Genomic DNA, 23,932 nt, shown 5'->3' with positions numbered 1-23,932 from the left:
CGCGCCCTGCGCAAGGGCGACGCCGCTCAGCGAGAGGCCCGCGACCAGCAGGACATACACGACGGGTTTAGACTGGCGAAATGACATCGCGCTCGGACTCCTCTCAGAAGTCTCGGTCCCGCTCGCTCGTGGCCTTCGTCCCCGGTTGCCCCCATGGCCCCCGCCCCCGGAGTCGTGTCAGCCATTCGGACGGTTCACACGACACAGAACTCTCGCGCCGCCGCAAGCCCAAAAGGACCAAGAATCATGAAAAACTTCTCGGACCGGCCACACGCCGGTCGCTCCTTGTGCTCTTTCAAGGTAGCGGCTGGCCTTCCCGACGCAAGACAAAACCCCAGAGATTGCAGGGATTTCTGGCGGCGGGCCGGGGTCCGTGAACGCGCGCAGCCCGGGCGGCCCTTGCCCATGCGCCCCGCCGCCTCTACCCTCGGTGCTCGGCCCGTGCACGATCCGCCCGTTTATCCGGATGAACGGGCGAATCGTCACCGCCGCCACCCTTCGGAGTCTCCCCATGTCGCGTCGTCTGTTCACCTCTGAGTCCGTCTCGATGGGGCACCCCGACAAGGTCGCCGACCAGATCTCCGACGCGATCCTGGACGCGATGCTGGCCGTCGACCCCCGGGCGCGCGTCGCGTGCGAGACGATGGTCTCCACCGGCATGGCGGTCATCGCGGGCGAGATCACGGTCGATGGGTGGGTGGATGTCGACACCGTGGTGCGCGACACGGTCCGCGAGATCGGCTACACCGACCCGGCGATGGCGTTCGACGCCGACTCGATGGCGGTGCTGCAGGCGATCAAGAAGCAGTCGGCCGACATCGCGATGGGCGTGGACAAGGACGGCGCCGGCGACCAGGGCATGATGTTCGGCTTCGCCTGCCGCGAGACGCCCCAGTTGATGCCCCTGCCGATCGAACTGGCGCACCAACTGGTCGCGCGCCAGGCGAAGGTCCGGCGCGAGGGGATCATCCCGGGCCTGCGCCCCGACGCGAAGAGCCAGGTCACCGTCGAGTACCCCTCGCACGACACGACGGCGCACCCCGACAAGGTCAACACCGTCGTGCTCTCCACGCAGCACGACAAGCGCTGGAACGACAAGCAGGACGCCCTCAAGCGCGAGATCGTCGAGCATGTCATCAAGCCCGTGCTGGGCGAGTGGTTCCACTCCGGGATCATCATCCATGTGAACCCCACCGGTCGCTTCGAGATCGGCGGGCCCCACGGCGATGTCGGGCTGACCGGGCGCAAGATCATCGTCGACACCTACGGCGGGCGCGGTCGCCACGGCGGCGGCGCGTTCAGCGGCAAGGACCCGACCAAGGTCGACCGCTCCGCCGCCTACATGGCGCGCTACATCGCCAAGAACATCGTCGCGGCCGACCTCGCCGATGTGTGCGAGGTGCAGCTCTCCTACGCGATCGGCGTCGCCGAGCCCACCAGCGTGCTCGTCGACTGCATGGGCACCGGCAAGGCGACCGACGACGCGATCGCCCGGGGCGTGCGCGAGGTCTTCGCGCTGACCCCCAGGGGGATCATCGAGTCGCTGAAACTGCGCGCCCCGATCTATTCGCCGACGGCGCGCCACGGGCACTTCGGGCGCGACCCCGGCGCTCGCGCCGACGGCGCCCCGACCTTCACCTGGGAAAAGACCGACAAGGTCGACGCGCTGCGCGCCGCGGTCCGCTGAATCCTTCGGACGAACAAATCGCCTATCCCGGCGGCGCTGTTTCGGCGTCCGTGAGGGTGCGATCCTGCGCGCGCCCGGCTACCCTCGCGTGGAGGCCCGGTCGCGGACCGGCGTTGTCGCAATCCTTTCAGACTGCAGGGAGTCGGCCGTGACCCGTTCCATTCTTTCCCTCGCTTCGTGCTCCTTTGTCGCACTCGCTGGCGCGGCGTCCGGCGCCGAGTTCAACACCTCGCTCGCGCTCGACGCCGCCGAGGTCATGCGTCAGGACGCCGCCGCCGCCGCCCAACCGGACGCCGACGCCGCGATCGTCCCTCCCCAGCCCTCGTCGTGGAAAGAGGGGTGGGAGGGCTCCGTCGAGCTGGGCCTCAACGGCACGACCGGCAACAGCGAGCGTGTCTCGTTCCGCGGCGGGGTGAGCGGGCGACGCCAGACCGACGATTACGACACGCGCCTGGGCTTCTTCTTCCTCTACGCGCGCGACGACGGCGACACCTCCGACAACCGCGTCGCGCTCGACGCGCGCAACGACTGGCTCTTCAAGGAATCCCCCTGGCGATTCTTCGCCACGCTGCGCTCCGAGTACGACCAGTTCCAGGACTGGAACACGCGCACCGCGGTCTTCATCGGCCCCGGCTACGAGTTCATCAAGAACGACAAGACGCTCCTCGTCGGGCGACTGGGTATCGGCGGCAACTACCGCACCGGCGGAAACGACGACGGGTTCACCCCCGAAGCCCTCATCGGCGCCGACTTCGAGCACAGGATCACCGAGCGCCAGAAGATCTTCCTCACCGGCGAGATCTACCCCAACCTCGACGACGGCGGCGAGTTCCGAGGCCTCGCGCGCGGCGGGTGGGAGATCCTCGTCGACCCCGATGTCAATATGACGCTGAAGATCGGCTTCGAGAACCGCTACGACTCCGATCCCGGCGGCGACGCCAAGAAGAACGACTTCGATTACTACCTCGCCCTCGTCTGGGCGTTCTGAGCAGAGTCCGTTGACCACTCCGACGCGCCGGGGCCCACGCCGCGGCGCGTTCTTTCCAGCGACCACGACTGTGACCGCATGATCGACAAGGATTGACGCGATGATCGCGACAGCAACGCCCGCCCAGAACCCCGACCAGCTCGCGCAGGCCGCCCAGGCGGCGGCGGAGAAGGCAGCAGAAGCGGCGCAGGCCGCCGCCGACGCGGCCAAGGCCGCCGTCGCGTCGCTCTCGCCTCCCCCGGCCCCGGTCCCCGAGGACAAGCCACTGATCGACATCACCAACCTCGACTACGAGACGGTGGTGCACGTGGCCGAGCAGTACGGCGTGCCGACGGTCAAGGCGCTGCTGATCTTCCTGGCGGCGATCATCATCTCCTCGTGGGCCAGCCGCACCATCCGCAAGGCGCTGCTGCGCACGAAGTTCGACATCACGCTGTCGAAGTTCCTCGCGAACGCGGCGAGGTGGGGCATCCTCATCTTCGCGCTGCTGGCGATCCTGAGCGTGTTCGGCATCCAGACCGCGAGTTTCGCGGTGGTGATCGGCGCGATGGGCCTGGCGATCGGCCTGGCGTTTCAGGGCACGCTGTCCAACTTCGCGTCGGGCATCATGCTGCTCATCTTCCGGCCCTTCAAGGTGGGCGACGTCGTGAACGCCGCCGGGGTGTTCGGCAAGGTCGACGAGATCGAGCTGTTCTTTACGACGATCGACACGCTGGACAACCGTCGCCTGATCGTGCCGAACACGAAACTCTTCGGCGACACGATCGAGAACTTCACCTACCACACCAAGCGGCGCGCCGACATCAACGTGGGCGTCGCGTACGGCGCGAAAATCGACGAGACCCGTGCCGCGCTGCTGCGCGCCGTCGATCGCGTCGAGCGCCGGCTGAAGACCGAAGAGCACGCCGTCGTGCTCGACGGGTTCGGCGATTCGGCGATCAACTGGCAGGTGCGCGTGTGGGTGCCGACCGCCGCCTGGGGGCTTGCGCGCCAGGAGATCATCCAGCGCATCAAGGAATCGCTGGACGAGGCGAAGATCAGCATCCCCTTCCCGCAGCGCGATGTGCACCTGTTCAGGCCCGGCAAGGGCGGGTGAGACAGAGTTGTGACACTTTTGTGCCGAAGTGTCACATTTTGTGCTTTTCGAATCTTTCGCGGCGGCGCCGCAGAAAGCGCTTGCACGGACGCGTGCGCCGCTGTATGTTCGTCCCGTTCGCAGCCCTGCCGCTGCCGGGAGAACGCAGGTATGTTTCGGGTTGATGCAGATGTCATTCAGAGCGACGACGGGCCTCGGGCCTCGGGCCTCGGGCGCTTCGTTGCGCCCGCGGCGGGGCTCGTGCTCGGGGGCGTCTTCCTCTGGGCGGTCCTGCAGAAGTCCGTCGACCCGCGCGACACGCTGGCCGTCGGGCGCTATCTCTTTAGTGAGCAATCGGTTCTGGCCAGGCCGTTCCTCTACGGCCTGCTGTTCTTTGAAATCGCGCTGGGCAGTCTGCTGATCGCCGGGATCGCCCGGCGCGCCGTGTTCGCCGCGACGCTCGCCACGCTGCTGGGGTTCTGCGGGTGGCTGGCCTACCTCAAGATCACCAACGCCCCGGTCTCCTGCGGCTGCGGCAGCAACCCGCGCTTCCTGCGAGACGAGGCGCTCGCCGGTCTGGCGCGCAACGCGGTGCTGATCGCGGTCTGCGTCGCCGGATGGCGGTTCTCGCCCCGCGGCACGCGCGACGGCGCTCTCTCTGGTTCCGCTGATCCCTCCGAGGGCCGCCCGCACCGGGCGGACGGCCCGGCGGAGATTGTCTGAGTCGTGTTCCGAAGGAGGAACAGCATGAAGGGAATGAAGTCCAAGAGGCGCGAGGCGGCCACGCTGCTGTGCTCGCTGGGAGCGATCGCGATCGGCGGCATCGCGGCGGACGCGTGGGCGGCGGTTGAGATTAACGAGCAGGAAAATAAGTGTTGGGTCTGTATCGACCTGCCTTCATGGCAGATCTGTGACTTTCATCTGGCCGCGTACCGGCGGACGTGCCTGAACGCTTGCGAGCGCGCACGTTGTGACTACAACTCGGAGACCGGCTTCAGCAGCAGTTGTCAGCCCGTCTCGCCCAGTGTGGATCCCAACTGTCCCGGCGACCTCGGGGACTGATTCAACGCAGGCCAAATTACGGGCTGGATCTGGTCAATCTAGTTCCAGCCCATTCGGATTTAATCTATGGCGCCCAGATCCAGAGTTATTCTTGCCTGCGTCATCGCGGTCGTTGGATTGATCGTGGCGATGCGATCGCTTCATCGGGGGGCGGCCAACCCGAGAGGCCCTGAGTATGTGGCCGTTGGCTTTCTCCCGTGGTCAGAGTTGTCATTCAGTCGCATCGATGTTCGAGATCCGAAGCGACAGTCAAATCTTCGCGAAAACATCATCAATAGTCTTGTCTCTCAAGGCATCACGCGCAACGATGCAGAGAAACTCACAGCTCGATTCGTTGAGCGGCTCGCCGCGACACTCTTTCCTGTTTCTGATGGCGACCTGGACGCGATTCGTCTTGGCGACGGTGCTGTAGATTTATCGCGTACCTCGACGGTTGACCTGTCTCCCAACATGAAGCCTTTTGCACGCTGGCATGAACAGTGGCATGGGCGTCCTATTTCACCGGAGCAAGTCGTCGTTCGCCGACTCCCGAGTTTGCGCGAGGATGATCTCCTACCATTTCTTTCTGCGGTTCTCGGAAGGTCGCCCCTGAATGCAATGTACCCGCCGCCGCAGCCGGGGGCCATGATTCTGGAGATCGCAGTTCCGGTGTTGCTGAAGCGAGTTCCTCAGGTCGGAGGAGAAGAGCCCGTGTACTGGGGGGTCGCGTACTGGTTCGACGAGAGCAAGCGTGATTGGGTTCCTGCCGATGCGATCACATATGCCGGCGAGTTGAGTCGAGGGTTCTTTCCCGCCCCGTTCTGAGGAAGCACATTGCGCGTCCGACCCTTCGAATCTGGCATTTGGTCATGCGAGCGTGAACCCAGTGAGCGGGTTCAGCGGCAGCGTCTCCGTCGCGAATCGGCGTTTTCGCTCGTCGAACTCCTGATCACCATCGGCGTGATTGGCATCCTGCTCGGGATACTGATCCCTGTTCTCGGTCGCACTCGTGGGCAGACCCTCGAAGTAGTGTCGCTCAGCAACACTCGCGAGGTCGTGAAGGTCTTCCACGCGTATGCAGCGAGTCATTCGGACTCTCTGCCGTTTCCGCAAAGTCATGATGCGATCAGCGGGCAAGAGCCGATCAGGTTCGGCCCTGTGATCTGGTCGCCAACCGGTGAGATGGGCCCGGACACAGTGCGATACTTCTTTGGCGAGACGTTGTTCCCGTTCGCCCGCGTCTGGCCGGCGCTCGTACGCGATGTCGCGCCGTGGCCCGAGCACTACAAGGCCTGGCTCTCGCCCGGGCACCCGCACCTGCGCGACGCGAAGGATCCGCGCCCGCTCTGGGACCGCGGCGGATCGCCCGGTGTGTCGTACCACTACTCGACGGCGTTCATGGTCTCGCCGCGGTTGCTCCAGCCCGGCGCGACGGCGGACCCGTCGTTCTTCCAGCGCACCCGGCTGTCGATGGTCGCGTTCCCCAGCGCGAAGGTGCTCGCGTTTGATGAGGATCGTTCGTACCTGCCCGCCGACGGGTCGGGCGCCGACAAGTGGCCCACCGGGTTCACCGACGGCTCGGCGTCGCTGCGCGATCGCACCAAGGCGTTTGTCTTCCTCAGCCCGTTTCCGCTCTCGCTCGGCTATTACCACGACACCCCCGGCGGCGTCACCGGTCGGGACTTCTGAACCGTCCCCTGACCGGCCCGGGTGTTGACCTCGCCCAACCCGCCGGGACAATGATCCATGGCGGACCGAACGATTCCCTCTCTCGCGACTGACCCCTCCACCCTGGCCCAGACCAAGATCCTCGCCGAGGGGCTGACCTTCGACGATGTGCTGCTGATCCCGCGCCGCTCCAGCGTGCTCCCGGGAGAGGCCGACACCTCCACCCGGCTCACCCGCGGCATCCGGCTCAACATCCCCATCCTCTCGGCCCCGATGGACACCGTCACCGAGGCCCGCCTCGCGATCGCCCTCGCCCAGGAGGGCGGCATGGGCATCATCCACAAGAACCTCTCCCCCGAGACCCAGGCCCGAGAGGTCGCCAAGGTCAAGCGAACCGCCAACGGCGTCATCACCGACCCCCTCACCCTCGGCCCCGACGACACGGTCGGCGACGCGCGCCGCCTCATGGCCCGCTACGGCGTCTCGGGCTTCCCGGTGACTGCCGACGGCTCGCTCGGGGCGCGCACCAAGGGCAAACTCCTCGGCATCCTCACGCGGCGCGACCTCAAGTTCATCGAGAACGAGAGCACGCCCGTCAAGGAAGTGATGACCAAGGACAACCTCGTCACCGCGCCGTCGAGCGCGACGCTGGCCGAGGCGTACCAGGTGCTCAACCGGGGCAAGGTCGAGAAACTGCCGCTGGTCGACAAGGACTTCAACCTCGCCGGGCTGATCACGATGCGCGACATCGAGCGCCAGGAGCAGTTCCCGCGCGCGTGCCTCGATGAGCGGGGTCGCCTGCGCTGCGGCGCCGCGGTTGGCGTGAAGCAGTTCGAGCGCGTCGAGGCGCTGCTCGAGGCGGGCGTCGATGTGATCGTCGTCGACACGGCGCACGGGCACAGCGAGAATGTGCTGCTGACCGTCGCGGAGATCAAGAAGAAGCACGACATCCAGGTGATCGCGGGCAACATCGCGACGGCGGAGGCGGCGCAGGCGCTGATCGACGCCGGGGCGGACGCGGTGAAGGTGGGCATCGGGCCCGGCTCGATCTGCACGACGCGCATCGTGACCGGCGTGGGCGTGCCGCAGATCACGGCCATCTTCAACGCCGTGAGCGTGGCCGAGAAACGTGGCGTGCCGGTGATCGCCGACGGCGGGCTGCGCTCGTCGGGCGACATCGCCAAGGCGCTGGCCTGCGGCGCCAGCGCGGTGATGATGGGCTCGCTCTTCGCGGGTCTCGACGAATCGCCCGGCGAGGTCGTGATCACGCACGGTCGTCGCTACAAGACCTATCGCGGCATGGGCAGCGAGGGCGCGATGTTCGCGGGGTCGGCGGATCGCTACGGCCAGGCGGAGAAACTCGCGCAGGCAGAGGCGGACAAGAACGGGCGCGCCGGGCAGCCGAAGTTCGTGCCCGAGGGCGTGGAGGGCATGGTCCCGTACCGCGGTTCGCTGGCGGAGTTCGTGTATCAGATGGTGGGGGGCGTGCGGAGTTCGATGGGGTATCTGGGCTGCCGCACGATCGATGAGTTCCGCGAGCACGCGCGCTTCGTGCGCACGACGAGCGCCGGGATGGTGGAGAGCCACCCCCACGACATCACGATCACGAAGGAATCGCCGAATTATTCGGCGGAGAAAATGCGGTAAGAAGGGAGTGGGGAGCAGGCAGTGGGGAGCAGGGGAGAGGGGTGATCATCGCTCGTCGGGGAACCGCGGGTGGGTGTCCGGGGGGAGTTCGATCGGCGGGCCGTCGGTCTCGGTGAGGAATGCGCGGATCGTGCCGTCTGTGCGCTCGAGCGTGATGCTCGCGTGGCGCGTGGACTTGAACTCGATGAGGTACTCGTGACTCGTGGGTGATGCCAGACTCGCGCTGCGAACCCGGATCACGGCGCGCCCCGTCGGTTGGATATCGAATCTCGTGGCGTCTTCGCGCGATGCGTGACGGCTGGACCAGTGTTCGTCGGGCGCGAGCGTGAGGGAGTAGTGACGCGCGTCGGCGAAGGGCCGGTACGCGGGCCAGGGCATCGCGATGTCCACATGCACGCGATCGTCGCCGGAGTTGTGCACCGAGAGCGTTTCCCGAGGGGCGCAGCCGGGAGCGGCAAGCGCGACGCAGAGCAGCGCGGCGGCGCGGCGTGTTCCGGTGGTGGTGCGGGATCGCATCGCAACATGGTACCGCGCTGGTCCGCGTTCCCCGTGGCACGGGCTGCGCCCGTACCGCGCCAACCCTCGCCCTCTCCTCTCTGCGAACTCTGCGTCCTCTGCGGTGAATACATCCCCTCGACATCACACTCGCTGCGCTCGTGTGATGGCACCGTGAGACGGCCGGATGGAAGTCGCTGGCGGATTCCCGTGGCACGGGCTGCGCCCGTGCCACGCCACCCCTCGCCCTCTCCTCTCTGCGATCTCTGCGTCCTCTGCGGTGAACCCCCGGAAAAGAGAACGCCCCAGCGACGGGGCCGGGGCATTCCCATTGATCGTGATGTCGTGGCGCGATCAGCGACGGCGACGGCGCAGGGTCACGAGGCCGGCGGCGCCAAGCAGCGTCGCGGCGCCGGGGGTCGGCACGCCGGTCAGCGTGATGTTGTCGAGGCGCAGATCGTGGTCGGTGAAGCCGAAGAAGAAGCCCGGCTGCAGCGTGGTGATCGCGATCTCGTCGAAGGTCGCCATGATGTCGGCGAAGGTGCGGTTCGCGGGGAGGATGGGCTCGAAGGTGTTGGGGTCCTCGTCGCCGTAGCCGTTCCAGCCGGCGGGCAGGGCGGTGGAGGTGGCGTCGAAGGTGACCGAGAAGGTGGTCCAGTTGCTGTTGTTGGCGGAGGAGAGCTCGGGGGTGAGCAGGTACCAGGCGGAGTCCCAGGGGTAGAACGAGTCGCCGTTGTCGTAGTCGCGGAACTCGACGAGCCAGGGGCGGCTGACTTCCTGCGAGAAGAAGAAGATGCTGTCGACCTGCACATCGACGGAGAAGGTGACCTGGTTGTAGGAGGACAGGTCGCGGATGAAGCCGTTGTTGGTGGAGTTGCGGAAGGTGACGCCGAAGTCGTTGAAGACGGTGCGCAGCGCGTTGCCGGGGTTGCCCATGGGGTCGATGAAGGTGCCGCCGCCCTGGCCCGCGGGGCCCTGCCAACCCTCGAGGCCGTTCTCGAAGGTGGTGACGGTGCTGAAGGCGCCGGCGCTGGCGACGGCGCAGGCGGACGCGAGCGCGCAGGCGCTGACGAGGGAACGGATCGTGGTCATGGTCTTCTCTCCTGATTCGTGACGACCCGGGTGCCCGGGCGTCGGGTGACGGTTTCTCCCAAGAGACATCATGGCATACGGACGCGCGAAAGGAAAGTTTCAGGGAAACTTCTTGGAAACTTTTTTCCTCGGGGGGTGGCGGGACGCCCCGCGGCGCGTCATGATGGGGCGGCCACTCCAAGCCCTTGTCCGGGAAGGCCTTTCGCCTCTTTCGACCCGTCGTGAGCCCGATGCCCAACCTTGACCCACGCCCCGGTCGCCCGACGCAAACCCAGCCCTCCCTGGAGGTTGTGATCTCGCGCACCGGCGATGACCTCCTCGAATCGCTGGGCGGCGTGCTGGGGTCGATCCCGGGCGGGCCGGTCGGGCCCCAGGCCCTCGCGACCCGTCTGGGCATCGACAAGGTCCTCGCCAGCCGTCTGCTCAAGGCCCTGCGCGCCAGCGACCCGCTCTCGGTCGTGAACCGCGCCCCGGGGCCCGAGCCCCTGCGCCGGGTGCTCGACGCCGCCGAGGGGCTGGGCGTCGAGAAGTCGCGCATCGCGAGGGCGCGCGCCGCCGTCGACGAGTTCGAGCGCCTCATCCGCGACGAGGTCGGCGATCGTTCGTCGCTCGACGCGATCCTGGCGGCGTGGGTGCCCGAGGCGCGGCGCGAGTTCGAGTTGCGCCGCAAGCAGGCCGCCTCCAAGGCGATGAGCCAGCTCAAGGGCGTGTTCACCGAGGTGCTCTTCGCGAGCGTGTTTCTCGCGCCGTCTGCCGACGACCCGGACATGATCGACATCGTGTGGATCAACGGTTTGCAGGGTCTGCGCCGGCTCGTGCCCGGCGCGGCCGTCAAGTTCGCGACGCGCCGGCTCGCGCCCAAGAACGGCGAGCCCGAGCGCACGCCGCGCACGCTCGGGGGCGACCCGGTCGAGAACATCGCGGGCCTGCTGCTGCCGGGCTTCTGCTCCACGCCCACGCCCGTGCTGAATGTGCATCACGCCGGCGAGGTCGTGCACTACACACTCGGGGGCAATCGCTTCGGCCCCGGCGCAGGCGTCGATGTGGTCATGGGCGAGGTCAACCGATCGGAACTCCGTCGCGGCCCGCGCCCGGACGGGCGGCGCATGTATGTCTTCGCCGAGGTCTCGCAGCCGGCGCGACTGCTGCACTTCGACGCGTTCATGCACACCAGTCTGTGGCCCTCGACCTCTCCGGCGCTGCACCTCTACGACACGGCGTTCGAGGGCGTCGCCGATCCGAACAACCGGGCGCGCGACATCGACCGGCTCGACACGCTCGAGACGATCCAGCCACTCCCTCGCGGCGTCGACGGCGCGCGCACCAGCGAGGTCCGGCGCTACGCGGAACTCCTGCGCGAGGTGTGCGCACGGATGGGGTGGGACGCGAGCGCGTTCGTCGGTTCGCGCTGCCGCATCGATTACCCGATCTACGGCACACAGGCGACGATGGTGTTCGATCCGCCCGGCCCTCGCGCCTGAAAGCAACACAGCGCACTCCGCAACCCGGCGCGCTGGTTTCGTGAATAAGTGTGCATGGCACACCCTTTGTCGGTCATTGCTGCGATCGGTCTGCTCTCTCCGCTGCTGGCGTGCACGCCGCAACAGAGCGTGCGCGAGCCGGTGATCGGGCCGTGCGAGGGCTGCGAGGCGGTGTTCGACGGCATGGCGCCGATCGAGTCCGTCCCCCCGAGCGCGCGCATCGCTCCGGAAGATGAGCCCGGCACGCCCATGGTCGTTCGCGGCACGGTGCGTAACCAGCGCGGCGAGCCGGCGCCGGGCATCGTGGTCTACGCGTATCAGACAGACAGCGATGGCGCGTATCCGGTCGATCCTTCGCTGCGCCGGCGCCCGGGCGAACGCCACGGCCGTCTGCGCGGGTGGGTGCGCACCGATGCGAGAGGACACTACGAGTTCCTCACTATCCGGCCCGGCGCGTATCCCGACAGCAGCGAGCCCGAGCACATCCACATGCACATCCTCGAACCGGGACTGGGCACCTATTACATCGATGATGTGATGTTCACGGACGATCCCCTCCTGGCGCGCCAGACGCGCAGACAACCCCAGCGTGGCGGGCCTGGCGTCGTCACACCGCGGCGCGACGACGAGGGACGCTGGGTCGTCACGCGCGACATCACGCTGGGGCTGAATGTGGCGGACTATCCGGGGCGGTGATGCGCTTCGCAGCGCCGCGCCCGTGTGGTGGCGGGAAAGTCTCCACCCTCTCTCCCCCTCCGCGACCTCTGCGCCCTCCGCGGTGAACTCTCTTCTCACACATTGAAGAGGAAGTGGCACACATCCTTGTCGCGCATGACATAGGACTTGCCCTCGATCCGCATGCGCCCCTTCTCGCGGATCGCCTTCTCGTTCTTGAACTCCACCAGGTCGTCGACCGAATAGATCTCGGCGCGGATGAAGCCCTTCTGGAAGTCGGTGTGGATCACGCCCGCGGCCTCGGGCGCCGTCGCGCCCTGCCTGATCGTCCAGGCGCGGATCTCCTTCGGGCCAGCGGTGTAGAAGGACTGCAAGCCCAGCAGGTGGTACGCGGCACGCGTGACCGAGTGCAGCGCCGGCTCCTCGAGCCCGATCGACTGCAGCATCTCCATCTTGTCCGCCTCGTCCAGTTCCGCGAGTTCGCTCTCGATCTTCGCGCAGACAGGGACCGCCTCCATGCCCTCGCTCTCGGCGCGCTCACGCACCTTCATCGCGAGCGGGCCGCGCCCGTGCAGGTCGTCCTCGCTCACATTCATCACATAGAGCACGCGCTTGGCGCTGAGCATGCCCAGCGCGCGGGCCGACGCGAGCCCCTCGGCGTCGTTCGCGAGCGCCTGCAGGGCCGACTTGCCCTTCGCGAGGGGCTCCATGAGTTTCTTCAGCGTCTCGTGGCGCGCCATCGCCTCGGGGTCGCGGCTGCGCGCCGCGCGCTCGGCCTTGGGCAGCGCGGTCTCGATGGTCTCGAGGTCCGCCAGAATCAGTTCGGTCTCGATCGTCTCGATGTCGCGGATCGGGTCGACCGTGCCGTCGACATGGGTGATGTCGTCCGCCCCGGCGCCCGACGCCTTCTCGAAGCAGCGGACGACATGGAGGACGGCGTCGACCTCTCGGATGTGGGAGAGGAACTTGTTGCCCAGCCCCTCGCCCTTGCTGGCGCCGCGGACGATCCCGGCGATGTCGACGATGCGCATCGAGGTCGGGATGATCTTCTCGCTCTGGATATGGTCGCGGATGGTCTTGAGCCGGGGATCGGGCACGGCCACGACGCCGATGTTGGGCTCGATGGTGGCGAAGGGATAGTTGGCCGCCAACGCCCCGGCAGAGGTGAGGGCGTTGAAGAGGGTGCTCTTGCCGACATTGGGCAATCCGACGATTCCGGCTTCCATGGGGGGGAGGGTAGGCGGGGTGGGGTGAGGGACTCTGGTCAGACCCACAAATCCCCAAACCTTCGGTATAGTTAGCCGGAAGTCATACCCTTGCCGGAGCGGAATGCGTGGTCTCACACGGTCGATTTGGAGAGATGAGGGGCCCGGAGCGCAGGAGCGATATGGCTTATGTGTGGGCAGGAAAGCTCCTGCTCTATTGTGGGGACGAGCCCGCTGAGGGTGACGCTGAGATTGCGTTTGACACAATACACGACCTACATCCGCGAATATTTTTCTACTATCAGAAGCCCATTGAGATCATCAGGGCAGCTCTTGCCGGTAAGAATGAAATCGCGTTTTCGCGCGCCGGCAAACGATGGCCCGTAATAATCACCACCACAAAGTACCAGAACCCCAGTGCTGACCAAGCTCGGCAATGCGCGATACTTACGCCATGTTCGTATATTGAGTCCGAGATCAGCGACAACAGCGACCGGGTATTGTGTTGCCTTCCGGGGCTTCCAGGCACCATGGCAGTTCGATTCTCACGAGATTTGGCTGGACAACAACTGGGCTCGTGTAACTCGTTGGCGTTCTCTGTGCCGGACCGAGATCGGTGGATCAAGGAAGACGCGGCGATGAAGTCTGGCGGAGCTAGTCCGATGCCGCTCATGTTCCGGCGCGATGACGGCGCTCCCTTGAGCGGTTCCGATATCGATCGGGGTATTCATCTTGTGCATCTTGCATTCTCGTTTCTCCGTGGAGGCCTTGTAGCTCCATTTCTAATCGAGAAATTCGATCGTGAATGGACCTTCTGTGGCACGCGGTACTATGCGCCGATGTATGATGCATCGCAGCCTGGGCCTGGATGGTCTCGCGGCATCAGTGCAGAGAATTTTCGAAAGTATATCCAGAGCTTTCTGGCTGCGGCCAGCGACCAGGCTGTGCTTGATAGACTAAAATCAATTATACCATGGTATTGTCAGGCCAGCCCCATTTCTTCGTTCAAGCCAACATCTATTGTCTTGGGACAAATTGCACTTGAGGCGGTTGCATGGGGTGCAGCTCGGTCTGGGCCTTTGCCCCTTTCGCCTGAGGGCTACAAGAAGCTGCCGGCCGCAGACAAAATCCGCGTCGCATTGCTGCGGCACGGCATCTCTGCATGCCCCGCAAGTATGTTTAGTGGTACGGTGCAATCTTCTGTTAGGCAGCTCGCAGAGAAGAACAGGGATGTAGTGGGTCTGTTGGTGGATCTTCGGAATGCGCTGGTCCATGCGGAGCCATCAAAGCATGTGGATCCTTCGGCGATTTCTGGCATCGATCTTCTGCACATTCACGATGCGAGCCAGCAGCTCGTCGAGATGTTGCTACTTCGTGAAATCGGCTATAATGAAGAAATCTTTCGTCGATCGGTTGGGTCGCAGTACGAGGATGTGTAGGCGATCATTGCGACGGCATTCAGATTCTTTGCATTGCTAGTCCTCGCGTCCGCGGTCGCGAGTCATTTTGGGGGCCCAGCCAAAGTGATTGTCGGTTCATCCCGGTTCTGCCGTGGCACGGGCGGCGCCCGTACCGCGCCACCCCCGTCTCCTCTCTTCCCTCTCCGCGTCCTCCGCGGCCTCCGCGGTGAAATCTCTTCCCCCAATGCTAACAAAATGCAAACCATTGCAACCGCCCGGCTTAAGTCTGCGGATGGGTTGGTTAAATGGAGCCGATGGATTTAAAGTAACGCCATGGACGACCTCGATCTGGACATCGCTGGCGGGGGGGAGGGAAACGCGGAGCGCCGGGCGCACCCGCGCGCCGGGGCCCTATCGCCCGTGAGCGCAGGGGGTTATCGCACCTTTGAGCCGGTGGGGTTGCCGCCGGTCGGGCTGGACCTGGGGCGGCTGGAGCCGGCGCTGTCGGCGGCCAACCTGGCGGTGGGGCGTCTGGACGGGCTGTCGCGGTTCGTGCCCTCGGTGGACCTGTTCGTCGCGCTGTTCATCCGGAAGGAGGCGGTGCTGTCGAGCCGCATCGAGGGGACGCAGGCGACGCTGGACGATGTGCTGCGGTTCGAGGCGGGCGCCACGGTGCGCGCCGACGACCTGTCGCGCGACGACGAGGCGCTGCTCGAGGATGTGGGCGAGGTGTTCTCGTACCTGCGCGCGATGAACGAGTGCCTTCGCCGCGTTCGCGCCGGCGAGCGCATCTCGCTGGGCATGATCACCGATGCGCACGCGACTTTGCTGGGCTCGGGGGGGCGCTCCGGGGGCTGCTCCGGGGGCTACTCCGGGGGTGGGCGCGTGCGCGAGACGCAGAACTGGATCGCGGCGCAGGGCGGGTCTCCCTCGCGCTCTGGCGTGGGGGACGCGATCTTCGTGCCGCCGGCGCCCGAGACGGTCGGCGCGCACCTGGACGACCTGTTCCAGTTCATCCGCGTGGATTCGACCGGGACGGGCGGCTTGCCCACGCTGGTGCGCGCCGGCGTGGCGCACGCGCAGTTCGAGACGATCCACCCGTTCCTCGACGGCAACGGGCGGCTGGGGCGCCTGCTGGTGACGCTGATGCTGGTGCGCGAGGGCGCGATGCGCGCGCCGCTGCTGTACCTCTCGGCGTTCCTGACGGCGCACAAGCCGGACTATTACGCGAAACTGACGGCGATCCGCGAACGGGGCGACTGGGAGGGGTGGCTGGCGTTCTTCCTTCGCGGCGTGCGCGAGGTGGCGACCGACGCGTGCGCCGCCGCCGAGAAGATCCCGAGTCTGCTGGAAGCGCATCGCGCGCTGGTCGAGCGAGAACTGCCCGGCAAGCCCAGCGCGCTGCGCCTGGTGGACGCGCTCGCGCGCAGCCCGGTGGTGACGGTGAAGAAGATCGCGGAGTTGCTGGAGGTGACGATCCCGACGGCGAACGCGCTGGCCGCGGACTTCGAGCGGATCGGTCTGCTGGAAGAGGTGACGGGGCGTCAGCGCGACCGGGTATTCAGGTACGGGCAGTACCTGAGCGTGCTGGGGGAGTAGGGGGGCGTCGTCACCAGGAGATGGCTTGGGCGAGGAACGCGAGCCCGGCGATCCAAAGGGCGAGCGTCCAGACGATGACGGCGCGTTCCCAGGCGCCGCGCGCGAAGGCGGGCCCGCTGGCGAGCCCGGCGAGCGCGACGCTGGCGCTGACGACCCATCCCCACCATCCCCAGGACGCGCCCATCGCGCTGAGCATGACGGCGGCGACGATCCACACCCAGGCGAGGCGCGTCGCGCCCCGGCGTCCGAGGTTGGTCGCGGTGGTGCGCACGCCGGTGAGCGCGTCGGTGGGCAGGTCGCGCAGTTGGCACATGAGCAGCGTGAGCCCGAGGAGCGTTGCGCCCAGGAGCGTCGCGCCGATCGCGACGGCGCGGGCCGCCGGGTCGATGGGATCGGAGGCGGGGCCGAAGACGCTGAGCAGGAGCATGGGCAGGATGAGCACGCCCAGCGGGGCGAGGAGCTCGACCATGACGAGTTTGCGTCGGGTGTCGCGCGTCGCCTGCCAGAGCCCGATCGCGAGGACGAACACCGACGCGAACCCCAGCGCCGGGGCCGCGATGATCAGAGCGACGCCCGAGACGAGCGTCAGGAGCGCGAGGACGGGCAGGGCGACGGAGTTGGCGTGGTCGCGCTCGCCCAGGGGGAACCGCCACAGGGCGAGCGTGCGCCGGCCGGTGCGCTGCTCGTCGGCGCGATCGGCGCAGAGCAGGAGGAGCAGCACGCCCAGCGCGTGGGTGGCGACGAAGAGGGCCGAGGCGGCGCCCGGCGCGTCGTCGACCAGGGCGTGCGACCACAGGAGCGCGTAGGGCACGCTCACGAACAGCGCGTAGAGGCGGAGGCGCTCGAAGGTTTCGATCATCGCCCGATGCTAACAGCGTGCGCCGGGGCCGGCGCGATCACCTGCCCGGGCGTCGCCCTTGGTGGGTCGCCCCGCCGTGGCGCACGCGGACCTCGGGGGCTCGCGGCCTGGCGTGGGGGTGCCCGGCGTCGTCGGGATTGCCCGGGGTGTCCGGGCTGCCGGGGGGGCTGGAGGGGTCCGGGTCGGCGCGGACGGAGCGCAGCCACTCGACGGTCTCGGCGAGCCCCTCGTCGAGCGGGGTGGCGGCATGGAAGCCGAGGGCGCTGTCGGCGAGGGAGACATCGGCGCGCGACACGCGCGGGTCTCCGGCGCGCCCGGGCGCGCGCATGGGCTCGACGCCCGGCTTGCCGCACGCCTTGGCGCAGGCGGCGAGGAGCTGATTGACGGTGGTCGTGCCGCTCGTGCCGACATTGATCGCGACGCCCCCGAAGGGCTCGGGTCGCGCGCCGGCGAGGAGGAACGCGCGGACGACATCGCGGACGAAGACGAAGTCGCGGGTCTGCTCGCCGTCGCCGTAGACGATGGGCGTTTCGCCCCGTTCGACGGCGTGGAGGAACGCGCTGACGACGGCGCCCTCGTCGCCACCCCGGAGGCGCTGGCGCGGGCCGTAGACATTGAACAGGCGCAGACTGAGCGTGTCGATGTCTGCGTAGGCGGCGGGCCAGGCGCGGATGACCGCTTCGCCGGCGGCCTTGCTGGCGCCGTAGGGAGAGGCGGGCTCGATCGGCGCGTCCTCGCGCGAGGGGGTCCTGGGCGTGAGCCCGTAGACGGCGGCGGTGCTCGCGAGGATGATGCGTTGCGCCTTGGCGATGCGCGCCGCCTGGATGCTCTCGATGGTCCCTCGCGCGTTGACGGCGAAGCAGCGCTCGGGGTCGGCGAGCGACTCGGGCGCCGACGACATGGCGGCAAGGTGATAGACGATCGCGGCGCGCTCCATCGCGTCGTCGAGGGCGTCGCGGTCGAGGATGCTGCCGTGGATGAAGCGGAGCCGGTCCGGCGCATCGTCGAGGCGCGCGAAGAGCCGGTCGGCGTCGCCGGTGGAGAGGTCGTCGACGACAGTGACCGTCGCGCCGACATCGAGGAGCGCGTCGACCAGGTGCGAGCCGATGAACCCCGCGCCGCCGGTGACGACGACACGCACCCCCGCGAAGGCGGACTCAAAGCGCTGACCCTGACTATCCGCCGATGGGGACATGAAGTGGGGGATTGTACAGACCTTTCCGGTCCGGGGAATCGGCCATGGTTCTCGGGCTCAGGATCACCCCGGATCGTCGCTCGGGGGCGGCGGAGCAGGGGCGGCAAGCGTGGCGCACGCGATCGAGACGGGAACGGCCATCGCGACGAAGAGGATCATCGCGAGCGCGTACCCCCCGGTCAGGGCGGCGCTCAGGCCGGTGAAGGTCGAGCCGAGCCCGGTCCCGATCACCGCGAGGCGCGCGACCGAGGCGCGGATCGCCCCGTGGTGCGCGCGCCCGTACGAGCGCGCGATCGCCGCGTTCCCGCTCGTCGCGACCAGCGACTGCCCGACGCCGAACAGCCCGAGGGCGAGCGACGCGCCCCACGGCGCGCTCGCCGCCCACAGCGCGACGGCGCTCAGCGCGATCAGCCCCATCCCGGCGGACATCAGCGCCGCGGGACGGAGGCGATCGGTCAGGAACCCCGAAGGCAGCGCCATGGCGCTCATCGAGAGCGTCCACACGCTGACGGCGGCGGCGGCGTGCGTCGGCGTCATCCCGCGCTGCGCGAGGATCGGCTGGATATCGAACAGGAACGCCGTGCCGATCAGGGGCGACACGAAGAAGGCCGCGGCGATGATCCAGAACGCGCGCGTGCGCCTGGCCTGGCGCAGCGTGAAGCCCGGCTCATGCGCGTTGGTTGCGCCGGATCCGTCCGGCGCCGGGTCGTTATCGATGCGCAGGCCGAGGTCTTCGGGCCGGTCGCGCACGAGCCACAGAGACAGCGGTATGACCGTCGCACACACCAGCGCGCCGAGCACGACGAACGCCAGGCGCCACCCGGCCTGCTCGATGAGCCACGACGCCAGGAACGGGAACGGGACCCACACCCCGAAGATGACCACCTGCTTGACGCCGTGGATCGCGCCAAGACGCCGGTGGAACCACATCGCGAGCGCGTGCTGGCTCACGAGCGACAGCGCGCCCTGTCCGAGGAATCGCAGCAGGAAGAACCCGACGAACACCGAGATCGCCCCGGACGCCAGCCCCATCGCCGCGCAGGACAGACCGAACAGGAGCGCCACGAGCGCGAGGGCCCTGCGCGGACCGAGCCGGTCGGTCATCGAGCCCACGAGCACGAGAGGCAGCGAGGCGAGCACCGTCGCGACGGTGTACGCGACATTCAGCGTCAGTTCGCCGATCCCAAACGCGTCGCGCAGCGGGGTGTTGAACTGCGAGATGATGAAGGTCTGCCCGGGCGCCGTCGCGATGAACGCGAGCGTCGAGACGCCGGCGACGGTGTAGCCGGGATACCAGCGGCGCGCAGCGGCCATGTGGGGCGAGGATAGCCCTCGCCACGGGTCGGGTCATTCCGGGACGGATTCGGCGGCGGATCGGATTACTGACAGAACTTGCCGAACTCACTGAGCATGAGGTTGATGTCGGCGAAGTCGACATCGCCATCGCCGGTGACATCCGCCCCGACGAAGCCGGGGGCGCCCTTGAGTCCGAAGCTCGTGAGCGCCGCGTTCAGGTCGGCGAAGTCGACGGCGAAGTCCCCGGTCGCGTCGCCCGTGCAGGGCACGAGCGCATCATCCGGGATCTTGACCAGGAGCCCCGTCGGGATCACCATCTCGTCCGCGGCGCCCGAGCCGAAGGCGACGAGTTCGCCGTTCGCGCGAATCGCGAAGGCGGCTTCTCCGCCGTAGGTCACCGCAACAAAGTCGTTGCCCAAAGGCCCCTGCACGGGGCCATCGAACTTCGTCTCACCTTCTGCATAGATCACACCGTTACGACGCAGCGCGACGACAAAGCCTCCCGAGGCGCCGAAGCTGTGGAAGCCAGGGCCTTCTGGGACAAAGGGCTCCAGCGCGGGGCGCCACGTCACGATCGAACCGTCGGCCCGGATCGCGGCGGGCAGGTTGCTCAGCGCGATGTAATCGTTGCCGGGAGGAACATCCAACTCGCCGCCGAAGTTGAAGCCCCAGGCCGCAAGGGAGCCGTCGGTGCGGATCGCGTAGAAGTTCGAGCCTGCCCCGGCCACCTTGGTGTATGTGCCCGCAGGGGGAAAGAAATCGAAGAAACGGCCCCATTGCCGGAGTGTTCCGTCGCTGCGCAGCGCGACCGCCGCACGTCCGTTGGTGACGACATCGATGAAGTTCGTCTGGGTGGGCGGCTCGCCCTGATCATCAATCGCTCCGTACGCAACCACGCTGCCATCTGACAGCAGCCATGCCGTGGCGTTGCCGCTGGCGGCAACACGAACCGCCACCCCGGGAGGCAGCCCCAGTTGCCCTTCATCACCATACCCCCACGCGAACGCCAGATCAGACTGCGAGATCGCTGCAGCGTGCGCATATCCCGCGGAGAATGTGCTGCTGGACCCACTGGCGAGTGCAGAATGCGATAGAAAGAGGCCGGCGACGACGCCAATGCCGGAAAGATGCTTCATGCTCATGGTGTGCTCCTTTGGAATGGCCGCGATGAATTCCGCAGCGGCCCCACCATACCGTCTCTCAGCCGTGGGAACAAGGAAAAATGACAAAACTTGGTGCGATGACGCGACCAGCTCTCCGGACGGCGATGAATGGATGGAACCCTCAGTCGCAGGTCTGCCCGAACGCCGACAGGACCACGTTGAGATCGGCGAAGTTCACGAGGCAGTCGCTGTTGGTGTCGCCCGCGATGGGGTCGCCCGACTGTCCGAAGTTGGTGAGCACGGTGTTGAGGTCAGCGAAGTTGACGACGCCGTCGCCGGTCACATCGCCCGGGCAGGGCCGGTTGAACCCGCGCACGACGACGACGCGGTTCCCGCCTCCGAAGGTCGAGAACAGGAAGTCGTTGGTCGCCGGATCGATCGCGGCGCCCTCCGCGCCATTCAGGCCCGACAGGAAGGTGCGCCGCGTCGCGACAATTGGGTCGGCGTTGGCGTCGATCTCGTAGGCGCTCACGCGACCGGCGCTGAACTCGCTGACGAGGAGTGTCTGCGTGGGGAACTCGGGCGAGCCGGCGCGGATGTAGACGAATCCCTCGGGGCCCGTCGCGACGGAGGGCACGCGAACCTGCCCGCTCGTGACGAGGAAGGTCCCGTCGCCGGCAGGGGCGAGCTCGACGCCGCTCCACGCGCCGTTGTTGAAAGTCAGCAACCGACACGCGCCGGCGTTCGGGAAGCCCGGCGGGATGAAGTTCACAGCGCCGACGGACGACGGGACGCCGAAGGCGTTCAGGTCGATGAGGCGGTCGGGCGCCGCGCTGCCCGGCAGGAGCTGACCGAGCCCGTTCATCGAGTAGCGCGTGAAGAAGAGCACGCCGTCGGGCCCATAGGCGAGCCCGCCGTCGATGTTGGGCGCGCTGGCGAAGAACTCGGCGTCGCCGTCGAAGCCCACGATCCTGCCGCAGGAGCGAAGGAGCCGAACGCGATAGATCGCGGCGCCCGCCTGGTTGGCCGAGCCGCCGATGAGAAGGACGTTCGGGTCGTCGGCGCTGATGACGAGCCCGCCGTATGGCCCGGGAACACCCGGGATCGTTCCGAGGTCCACAGCGCTGTAGAACTGATCGAACGGCGCGTTAACAACCTGCGCGTTCGACATCGAGCAGCACGCGAGCGCGACGACAGGCAGGGCGAAGCGGGTATTCATGACAATTCTCTCCTCAATGCGCGGCCTGCGCACGGCATCAATATACCGCGATGGCCCGGAGAATGGAAGCAGTTTCCGGTCATCTGTCGGCGCTTCAGGCCGTTACTCGCAGCCGGTCCCGAACGCGCTCAGCACGAGGTTGAGATCGCTGAAATTCACTGTCCCGTCTCCGTTCAGATCCCCGGGGATTCCCGGGCCCGTCGCGCCGAACGCGCTGAGGACCGTGTTCAGATCGGCGAAGTTGACGATGTCGTCGCCGTTGGCGTCGCCCGGGCACTGGTCGGCGCTCGCGCCGACGATCTTGAGGACGAACGCGCTGGCGCCGCTCGCGTTGCCCCCGAGGATGTAGATCCCGCCCGATTCGTCCTGCGCGAAGGAATACAGGCGCGCCGGGGGGGCAGCGCCGGCGGGGTCGATGCGCAGACGGGTGATCACGCCGCCCTCGGGCGCGCGGATCGAGAACAGGCGCCCGTTGATGAAGTCGCCGAAGAGATAGCGCCCGTTGAGGCGCGACGCCGAGTCGCCGCGCGCGACATACCCGCCCGTGACGGACAGGCCCTCGACGTGGTCGTACTCGGCGATGGGGTCGATCAGTCCCAGGCGCTGCGCGAGCGTCAGGCCGTCCTTTCCAGGCAGGTCGGGCAGCACCGAGTTCGGCGGCCCGGAGAAGTTGATCGCCGGGTCGTAGAGGAAGCTCCCTTCCTTCAGGTTCCAGCCGTGGTTGGCCCCGGCGACGACGCGGTACACGGACTCGACGCTGCGCTGGCCCACGCTCCCGGCGAACAGGTCGCCGGTGGCGCTGTCGAACGAGATGCGGAACGGGTTGCGGAAGCCGAAGGCGTAGATCTCTTTCGCTTCGTTCCCTGCCGACTGCGCGAAGGGGTTGTCGGAGGGGATCGCGTACTGGGCGTTGGCGCTGAGCGCGTTGCCGGGGAGACGGTCGACATCGATGCGCAGGATCGCGCCGAAGATCGACGAGGCGTTTTGTCCGTTCGACGAGCTGGCGATCGTGTTGCCGCCGTCGCCCGACGCGATGAACAGCATGCCATCGGGCCCGAAGGCGAGGTCGTTGAGATTGTGGTCCTGCCTGGGCTGGCGCACGCGCATCAGCACGCGCCGGGAGGCGGGGTCGACGCTGTTGGGGTCGTCGGCGCGCACGCGCCATTCCGCGAGCGCGTCCTGGTGGCTCTCGCCGGTGGGGTTGGTGGTGAAATCCGGGGCGCCGGCGCCGGCGATCTCGGTGGTGACCGTGTAGAGCGCGCGGAAGCCGGGGCTCTGCGGGTCGGCGAACCCGGGGTGAAAGGTGAACCCGGTCATGCCGTAGTTGCCCGGGCGCGAGAGGTCGGCGAGCGGGTTGCCGGTCGTGGTGTCGAGCAGGGGAGTCTCGAGCAGCGCGCCGTTCGCGTCGACGATCCTGACCACGCCGCCCAGCGTGGCGATCGCGAGCCGCCCCGACCCGTCGGGGAACTCGCGCAGCGCCGTGGGCGCGAACTGCGTCGGCCCACCGGGGAACGCCGGGCCCGAGAGCCCGGACGCGACCTGTTCGAGCGTGATCGTGTAGCGCCCCTCGAGGATCTCGGGGAGGATGCGCTGCGCGTGGGCGCCGGTCGTCAAACAGATCGCAAACGAAGCGACGGCGAAACCGTGTCGGGGCATGGCAGGGACCTCCTCCCCACCCATACCGCGCTCCGGCCCCGGACACAAGAAAAACCCGATGAGGATCGCGTCAAACCGGGGTCTCTCAGGGGCACGCGGCGCCGAAGACGCTCAGGACGAGATTGAGGTCGGCGAAGTTCACCGTGCCGTCGTTGTTCACATCGCCCGGGATGCCCTGGCCAGTCTGCCCGAACGCGCTGAGGACGGCGTTCAGGTCGGCGAAGTTGACGACCCCGTCGGCGTTGGTGTCGCCGGGGCAGGGCGGGAGGGGAGGCGCCGGCGGGATCGCGAGGAACCCGCCGGTGATGGTGTACTGGCCCGAGGTTGTGGGCGCGTGGGCGAGCGGCTGACCGATCACCCCACGCAGCGTGTACGCGTCGGCGGTCGAGACGCCCCCTCCGGCGCCGATCACGAACCAGTCGATGGAGTAGTCGGACGAGGCGCGTGACGCTGCGCCATGGGTAAGTATGGCAGAGGCGAGCAAGAGCGCGATGACAGAAGCGCGGGATCGCATGGGCTTCTCCAGACTATGGCGGGCCGGTTGATGCAGG

At 67.4% G+C, this 23,932-nt stretch carries 22 protein-coding genes; 12 read left to right on the top strand and 10 right to left on the bottom strand.

Annotation, left to right across the window (positions count from 1 at the left end; genetic code table 11):
* The first annotated feature begins 511 nt into the window (after positions 1–511).
* The 8 genes from metK (at position 512) to guaB (ending at position 8,106) form a co-directional block, all read left to right on the top strand.
* Positions 512–1,687, top strand: coding sequence for a methionine adenosyltransferase (gene metK / locus KF684_13330; protein MBX3353909.1), 1,176 nt, complete (start codon positions 512–514; stop codon positions 1,685–1,687).
* Between the two features lie 148 nt (positions 1,688–1,835).
* A complete protein-coding gene (locus KF684_13325) occupies positions 1,836–2,675 on the top strand; it encodes a DUF481 domain-containing protein (protein MBX3353908.1) in 840 nt (279 codons plus the stop codon).
* Between the two features lie 100 nt (positions 2,676–2,775).
* Positions 2,776–3,771, top strand: coding sequence for a mechanosensitive ion channel (locus tag KF684_13320; protein ID MBX3353907.1), 996 nt, complete (start codon positions 2,776–2,778; stop codon positions 3,769–3,771).
* 150 nt (positions 3,772–3,921) lie between these two features.
* On the top strand, positions 3,922–4,473 hold the full coding sequence (locus KF684_13315; GenBank protein MBX3353906.1) for a hypothetical protein: 552 nt from the start codon (positions 3,922–3,924) through the stop codon (positions 4,471–4,473).
* Positions 4,474–4,497: 24 nt separating this feature from the next.
* Complete coding sequence (locus KF684_13310; GenBank protein ID MBX3353905.1) at positions 4,498–4,812, top strand: hypothetical protein; 315 nt, start codon at positions 4,498–4,500, stop codon at positions 4,810–4,812.
* Between the two features lie 66 nt (positions 4,813–4,878).
* Entirely contained in the window at positions 4,879–5,616 is a 738-nt protein-coding gene (locus KF684_13305) for a hypothetical protein (protein MBX3353904.1), read from the top strand.
* 9 nt (positions 5,617–5,625) lie between these two features.
* The gene (locus tag KF684_13300) at positions 5,626–6,480 is read left to right on the top strand and encodes a type II secretion system protein (protein MBX3353903.1); all 855 of its coding nucleotides are present in this window, start codon (positions 5,626–5,628) and stop codon (positions 6,478–6,480) included.
* 102 nt (positions 6,481–6,582) lie between these two features.
* Complete coding sequence (gene guaB / locus KF684_13295; protein ID MBX3353902.1) at positions 6,583–8,106, top strand: IMP dehydrogenase; 1,524 nt, start codon at positions 6,583–6,585, stop codon at positions 8,104–8,106.
* A 45-nt stretch (positions 8,107–8,151) separates the two neighbouring features.
* Here the strand turns inward: guaB and KF684_13290 are convergent, their stop codons facing one another.
* Together KF684_13290 and KF684_13285 are read right to left on the bottom strand one after the other, a co-directional pair.
* Positions 8,152–8,622: a hypothetical protein gene (locus KF684_13290; protein ID MBX3353901.1), complete on the bottom strand. Its 471-nt coding sequence runs from the start codon at positions 8,620–8,622 to the stop codon at positions 8,152–8,154.
* Positions 8,623–8,955: 333 nt separating this feature from the next.
* The gene (locus KF684_13285) at positions 8,956–9,693 is read right to left on the bottom strand and encodes a hypothetical protein (GenBank protein MBX3353900.1); all 738 of its coding nucleotides are present in this window, start codon (positions 9,691–9,693) and stop codon (positions 8,956–8,958) included.
* 230 nt (positions 9,694–9,923) lie between these two features.
* Here KF684_13285 and KF684_13280 point away from each other — a divergent pair, with 230 nt between their 5' ends.
* Both KF684_13280 and KF684_13275 read left to right on the top strand, forming a co-directional pair.
* Positions 9,924–11,174 carry a hypothetical protein gene (locus tag KF684_13280; GenBank protein MBX3353899.1) on the top strand — a complete coding sequence of 417 codons (1,251 nt, stop codon included), beginning with the start codon at positions 9,924–9,926 and terminating at the stop codon, positions 11,172–11,174.
* Positions 11,175–11,228: 54 nt separating this feature from the next.
* Positions 11,229–11,870, top strand: a complete 642-nt coding sequence (locus KF684_13275; protein MBX3353898.1) for a hypothetical protein — start codon at positions 11,229–11,231, stop codon at positions 11,868–11,870.
* A 95-nt stretch (positions 11,871–11,965) separates the two neighbouring features.
* On the opposite strand, the gene ychF is transcribed toward KF684_13275, so the two are convergent.
* Positions 11,966–13,075 carry a redox-regulated ATPase YchF gene (ychF, locus tag KF684_13270; protein MBX3353897.1) on the bottom strand — a complete coding sequence of 370 codons (1,110 nt, stop codon included), beginning with the start codon at positions 13,073–13,075 and terminating at the stop codon, positions 11,966–11,968.
* Positions 13,076–13,716: 641 nt separating this feature from the next.
* Here ychF and KF684_13265 point away from each other — a divergent pair.
* Entirely contained in the window at positions 13,717–14,493 is a 777-nt protein-coding gene (locus tag KF684_13265) for a hypothetical protein (GenBank protein MBX3353896.1), read from the top strand.
* A 294-nt stretch (positions 14,494–14,787) separates the two neighbouring features.
* Entirely contained in the window at positions 14,788–16,053 is a 1,266-nt protein-coding gene (locus KF684_13260) for a Fic family protein (GenBank protein MBX3353895.1), read from the top strand.
* A gap of 10 nt (positions 16,054–16,063) precedes the next feature.
* Here KF684_13260 and KF684_13255 read toward each other — a convergent pair whose 3' ends face one another.
* The 7 genes from KF684_13255 to KF684_13225 form a co-directional block, all read right to left on the bottom strand.
* Positions 16,064–16,912 carry a hypothetical protein gene (locus KF684_13255; protein MBX3353894.1) on the bottom strand — a complete coding sequence of 283 codons (849 nt, stop codon included), beginning with the start codon at positions 16,910–16,912 and terminating at the stop codon, positions 16,064–16,066.
* A gap of 37 nt (positions 16,913–16,949) precedes the next feature.
* Complete coding sequence (locus tag KF684_13250; GenBank protein ID MBX3353893.1) at positions 16,950–18,107, bottom strand: SDR family NAD(P)-dependent oxidoreductase; 1,158 nt, start codon at positions 18,105–18,107, stop codon at positions 16,950–16,952.
* A gap of 63 nt (positions 18,108–18,170) precedes the next feature.
* Complete coding sequence (locus KF684_13245) at positions 18,171–19,421, bottom strand: MFS transporter (GenBank protein MBX3353892.1); 1,251 nt, start codon at positions 19,419–19,421, stop codon at positions 18,171–18,173.
* Positions 19,422–19,486: 65 nt separating this feature from the next.
* A complete protein-coding gene (locus KF684_13240) occupies positions 19,487–20,545 on the bottom strand; it encodes a hypothetical protein (protein ID MBX3353891.1) in 1,059 nt (352 codons plus the stop codon).
* Between the two features lie 142 nt (positions 20,546–20,687).
* Positions 20,688–21,725, bottom strand: a complete 1,038-nt coding sequence (locus tag KF684_13235) for a hypothetical protein (protein MBX3353890.1) — start codon at positions 21,723–21,725, stop codon at positions 20,688–20,690.
* 102 nt (positions 21,726–21,827) lie between these two features.
* Positions 21,828–23,381, bottom strand: a complete 1,554-nt coding sequence (locus KF684_13230) for a PQQ-dependent sugar dehydrogenase (GenBank protein MBX3353889.1) — start codon at positions 23,379–23,381, stop codon at positions 21,828–21,830.
* Positions 23,382–23,466: 85 nt separating this feature from the next.
* Complete coding sequence (locus tag KF684_13225; GenBank protein MBX3353888.1) at positions 23,467–23,895, bottom strand: hypothetical protein; 429 nt, start codon at positions 23,893–23,895, stop codon at positions 23,467–23,469.
* Positions 23,896–23,932: the final 37 nt, after the last annotated feature.

Source organism: Phycisphaeraceae bacterium, from assembly GCA_019636675.1.
In the GTDB taxonomy this organism is placed as follows: domain Bacteria; phylum Planctomycetota; class Phycisphaerae; order Phycisphaerales; family UBA1924; genus JAHBXC01.
The sequence above is the reverse complement of the archived record's forward strand: the minus strand, read 5'-3'. Positions and strand labels throughout refer to the sequence as shown.

Coding starts and splice junctions, on each gene's coding strand:
- KF684_13245 (MBX3353892.1), bottom strand. CDS start 19,421: ATGGCCGCTGCGCGCCGCTGGTATCCCGGCTACACCGTCGCCGGCGTC.
- KF684_13255 (MBX3353894.1), bottom strand. CDS start 16,912: ATGATCGAAACCTTCGAGCGCCTCCGCCTCTACGCGCTGTTCGTGAGC.
- KF684_13275 (MBX3353898.1), top strand. CDS start 11,229: ATGGCACACCCTTTGTCGGTCATTGCTGCGATCGGTCTGCTCTCTCCG.
- metK (MBX3353909.1), top strand. CDS start 512: ATGTCGCGTCGTCTGTTCACCTCTGAGTCCGTCTCGATGGGGCACCCC.
- KF684_13305 (MBX3353904.1), top strand. CDS start 4,879: ATGGCGCCCAGATCCAGAGTTATTCTTGCCTGCGTCATCGCGGTCGTT.
- KF684_13260 (MBX3353895.1), top strand. CDS start 14,788: ATGGACGACCTCGATCTGGACATCGCTGGCGGGGGGGAGGGAAACGCG.
- KF684_13285 (MBX3353900.1), bottom strand. CDS start 9,693: ATGACCACGATCCGTTCCCTCGTCAGCGCCTGCGCGCTCGCGTCCGCC.
- KF684_13235 (MBX3353890.1), bottom strand. CDS start 21,725: ATGAATACCCGCTTCGCCCTGCCTGTCGTCGCGCTCGCGTGCTGCTCG.
- KF684_13310 (MBX3353905.1), top strand. CDS start 4,498: ATGAAGGGAATGAAGTCCAAGAGGCGCGAGGCGGCCACGCTGCTGTGC.
- KF684_13315 (MBX3353906.1), top strand. CDS start 3,922: ATGTTTCGGGTTGATGCAGATGTCATTCAGAGCGACGACGGGCCTCGG.
- KF684_13320 (MBX3353907.1), top strand. CDS start 2,776: ATGATCGCGACAGCAACGCCCGCCCAGAACCCCGACCAGCTCGCGCAG.
- KF684_13240 (MBX3353891.1), bottom strand. CDS start 20,545: ATGAGCATGAAGCATCTTTCCGGCATTGGCGTCGTCGCCGGCCTCTTT.
- ychF (MBX3353897.1), bottom strand. CDS start 13,075: ATGGAAGCCGGAATCGTCGGATTGCCCAATGTCGGCAAGAGCACCCTC.
- KF684_13280 (MBX3353899.1), top strand. CDS start 9,924: ATGCCCAACCTTGACCCACGCCCCGGTCGCCCGACGCAAACCCAGCCC.
- KF684_13225 (MBX3353888.1), bottom strand. CDS start 23,895: ATGCGATCCCGCGCTTCTGTCATCGCGCTCTTGCTCGCCTCTGCCATA.
- KF684_13250 (MBX3353893.1), bottom strand. CDS start 18,107: ATGTCCCCATCGGCGGATAGTCAGGGTCAGCGCTTTGAGTCCGCCTTC.
- KF684_13290 (MBX3353901.1), bottom strand. CDS start 8,622: ATGCGATCCCGCACCACCACCGGAACACGCCGCGCCGCCGCGCTGCTC.
- KF684_13230 (MBX3353889.1), bottom strand. CDS start 23,381: ATGCCCCGACACGGTTTCGCCGTCGCTTCGTTTGCGATCTGTTTGACG.
- KF684_13265 (MBX3353896.1), top strand. CDS start 13,717: ATGCCGCTCATGTTCCGGCGCGATGACGGCGCTCCCTTGAGCGGTTCC.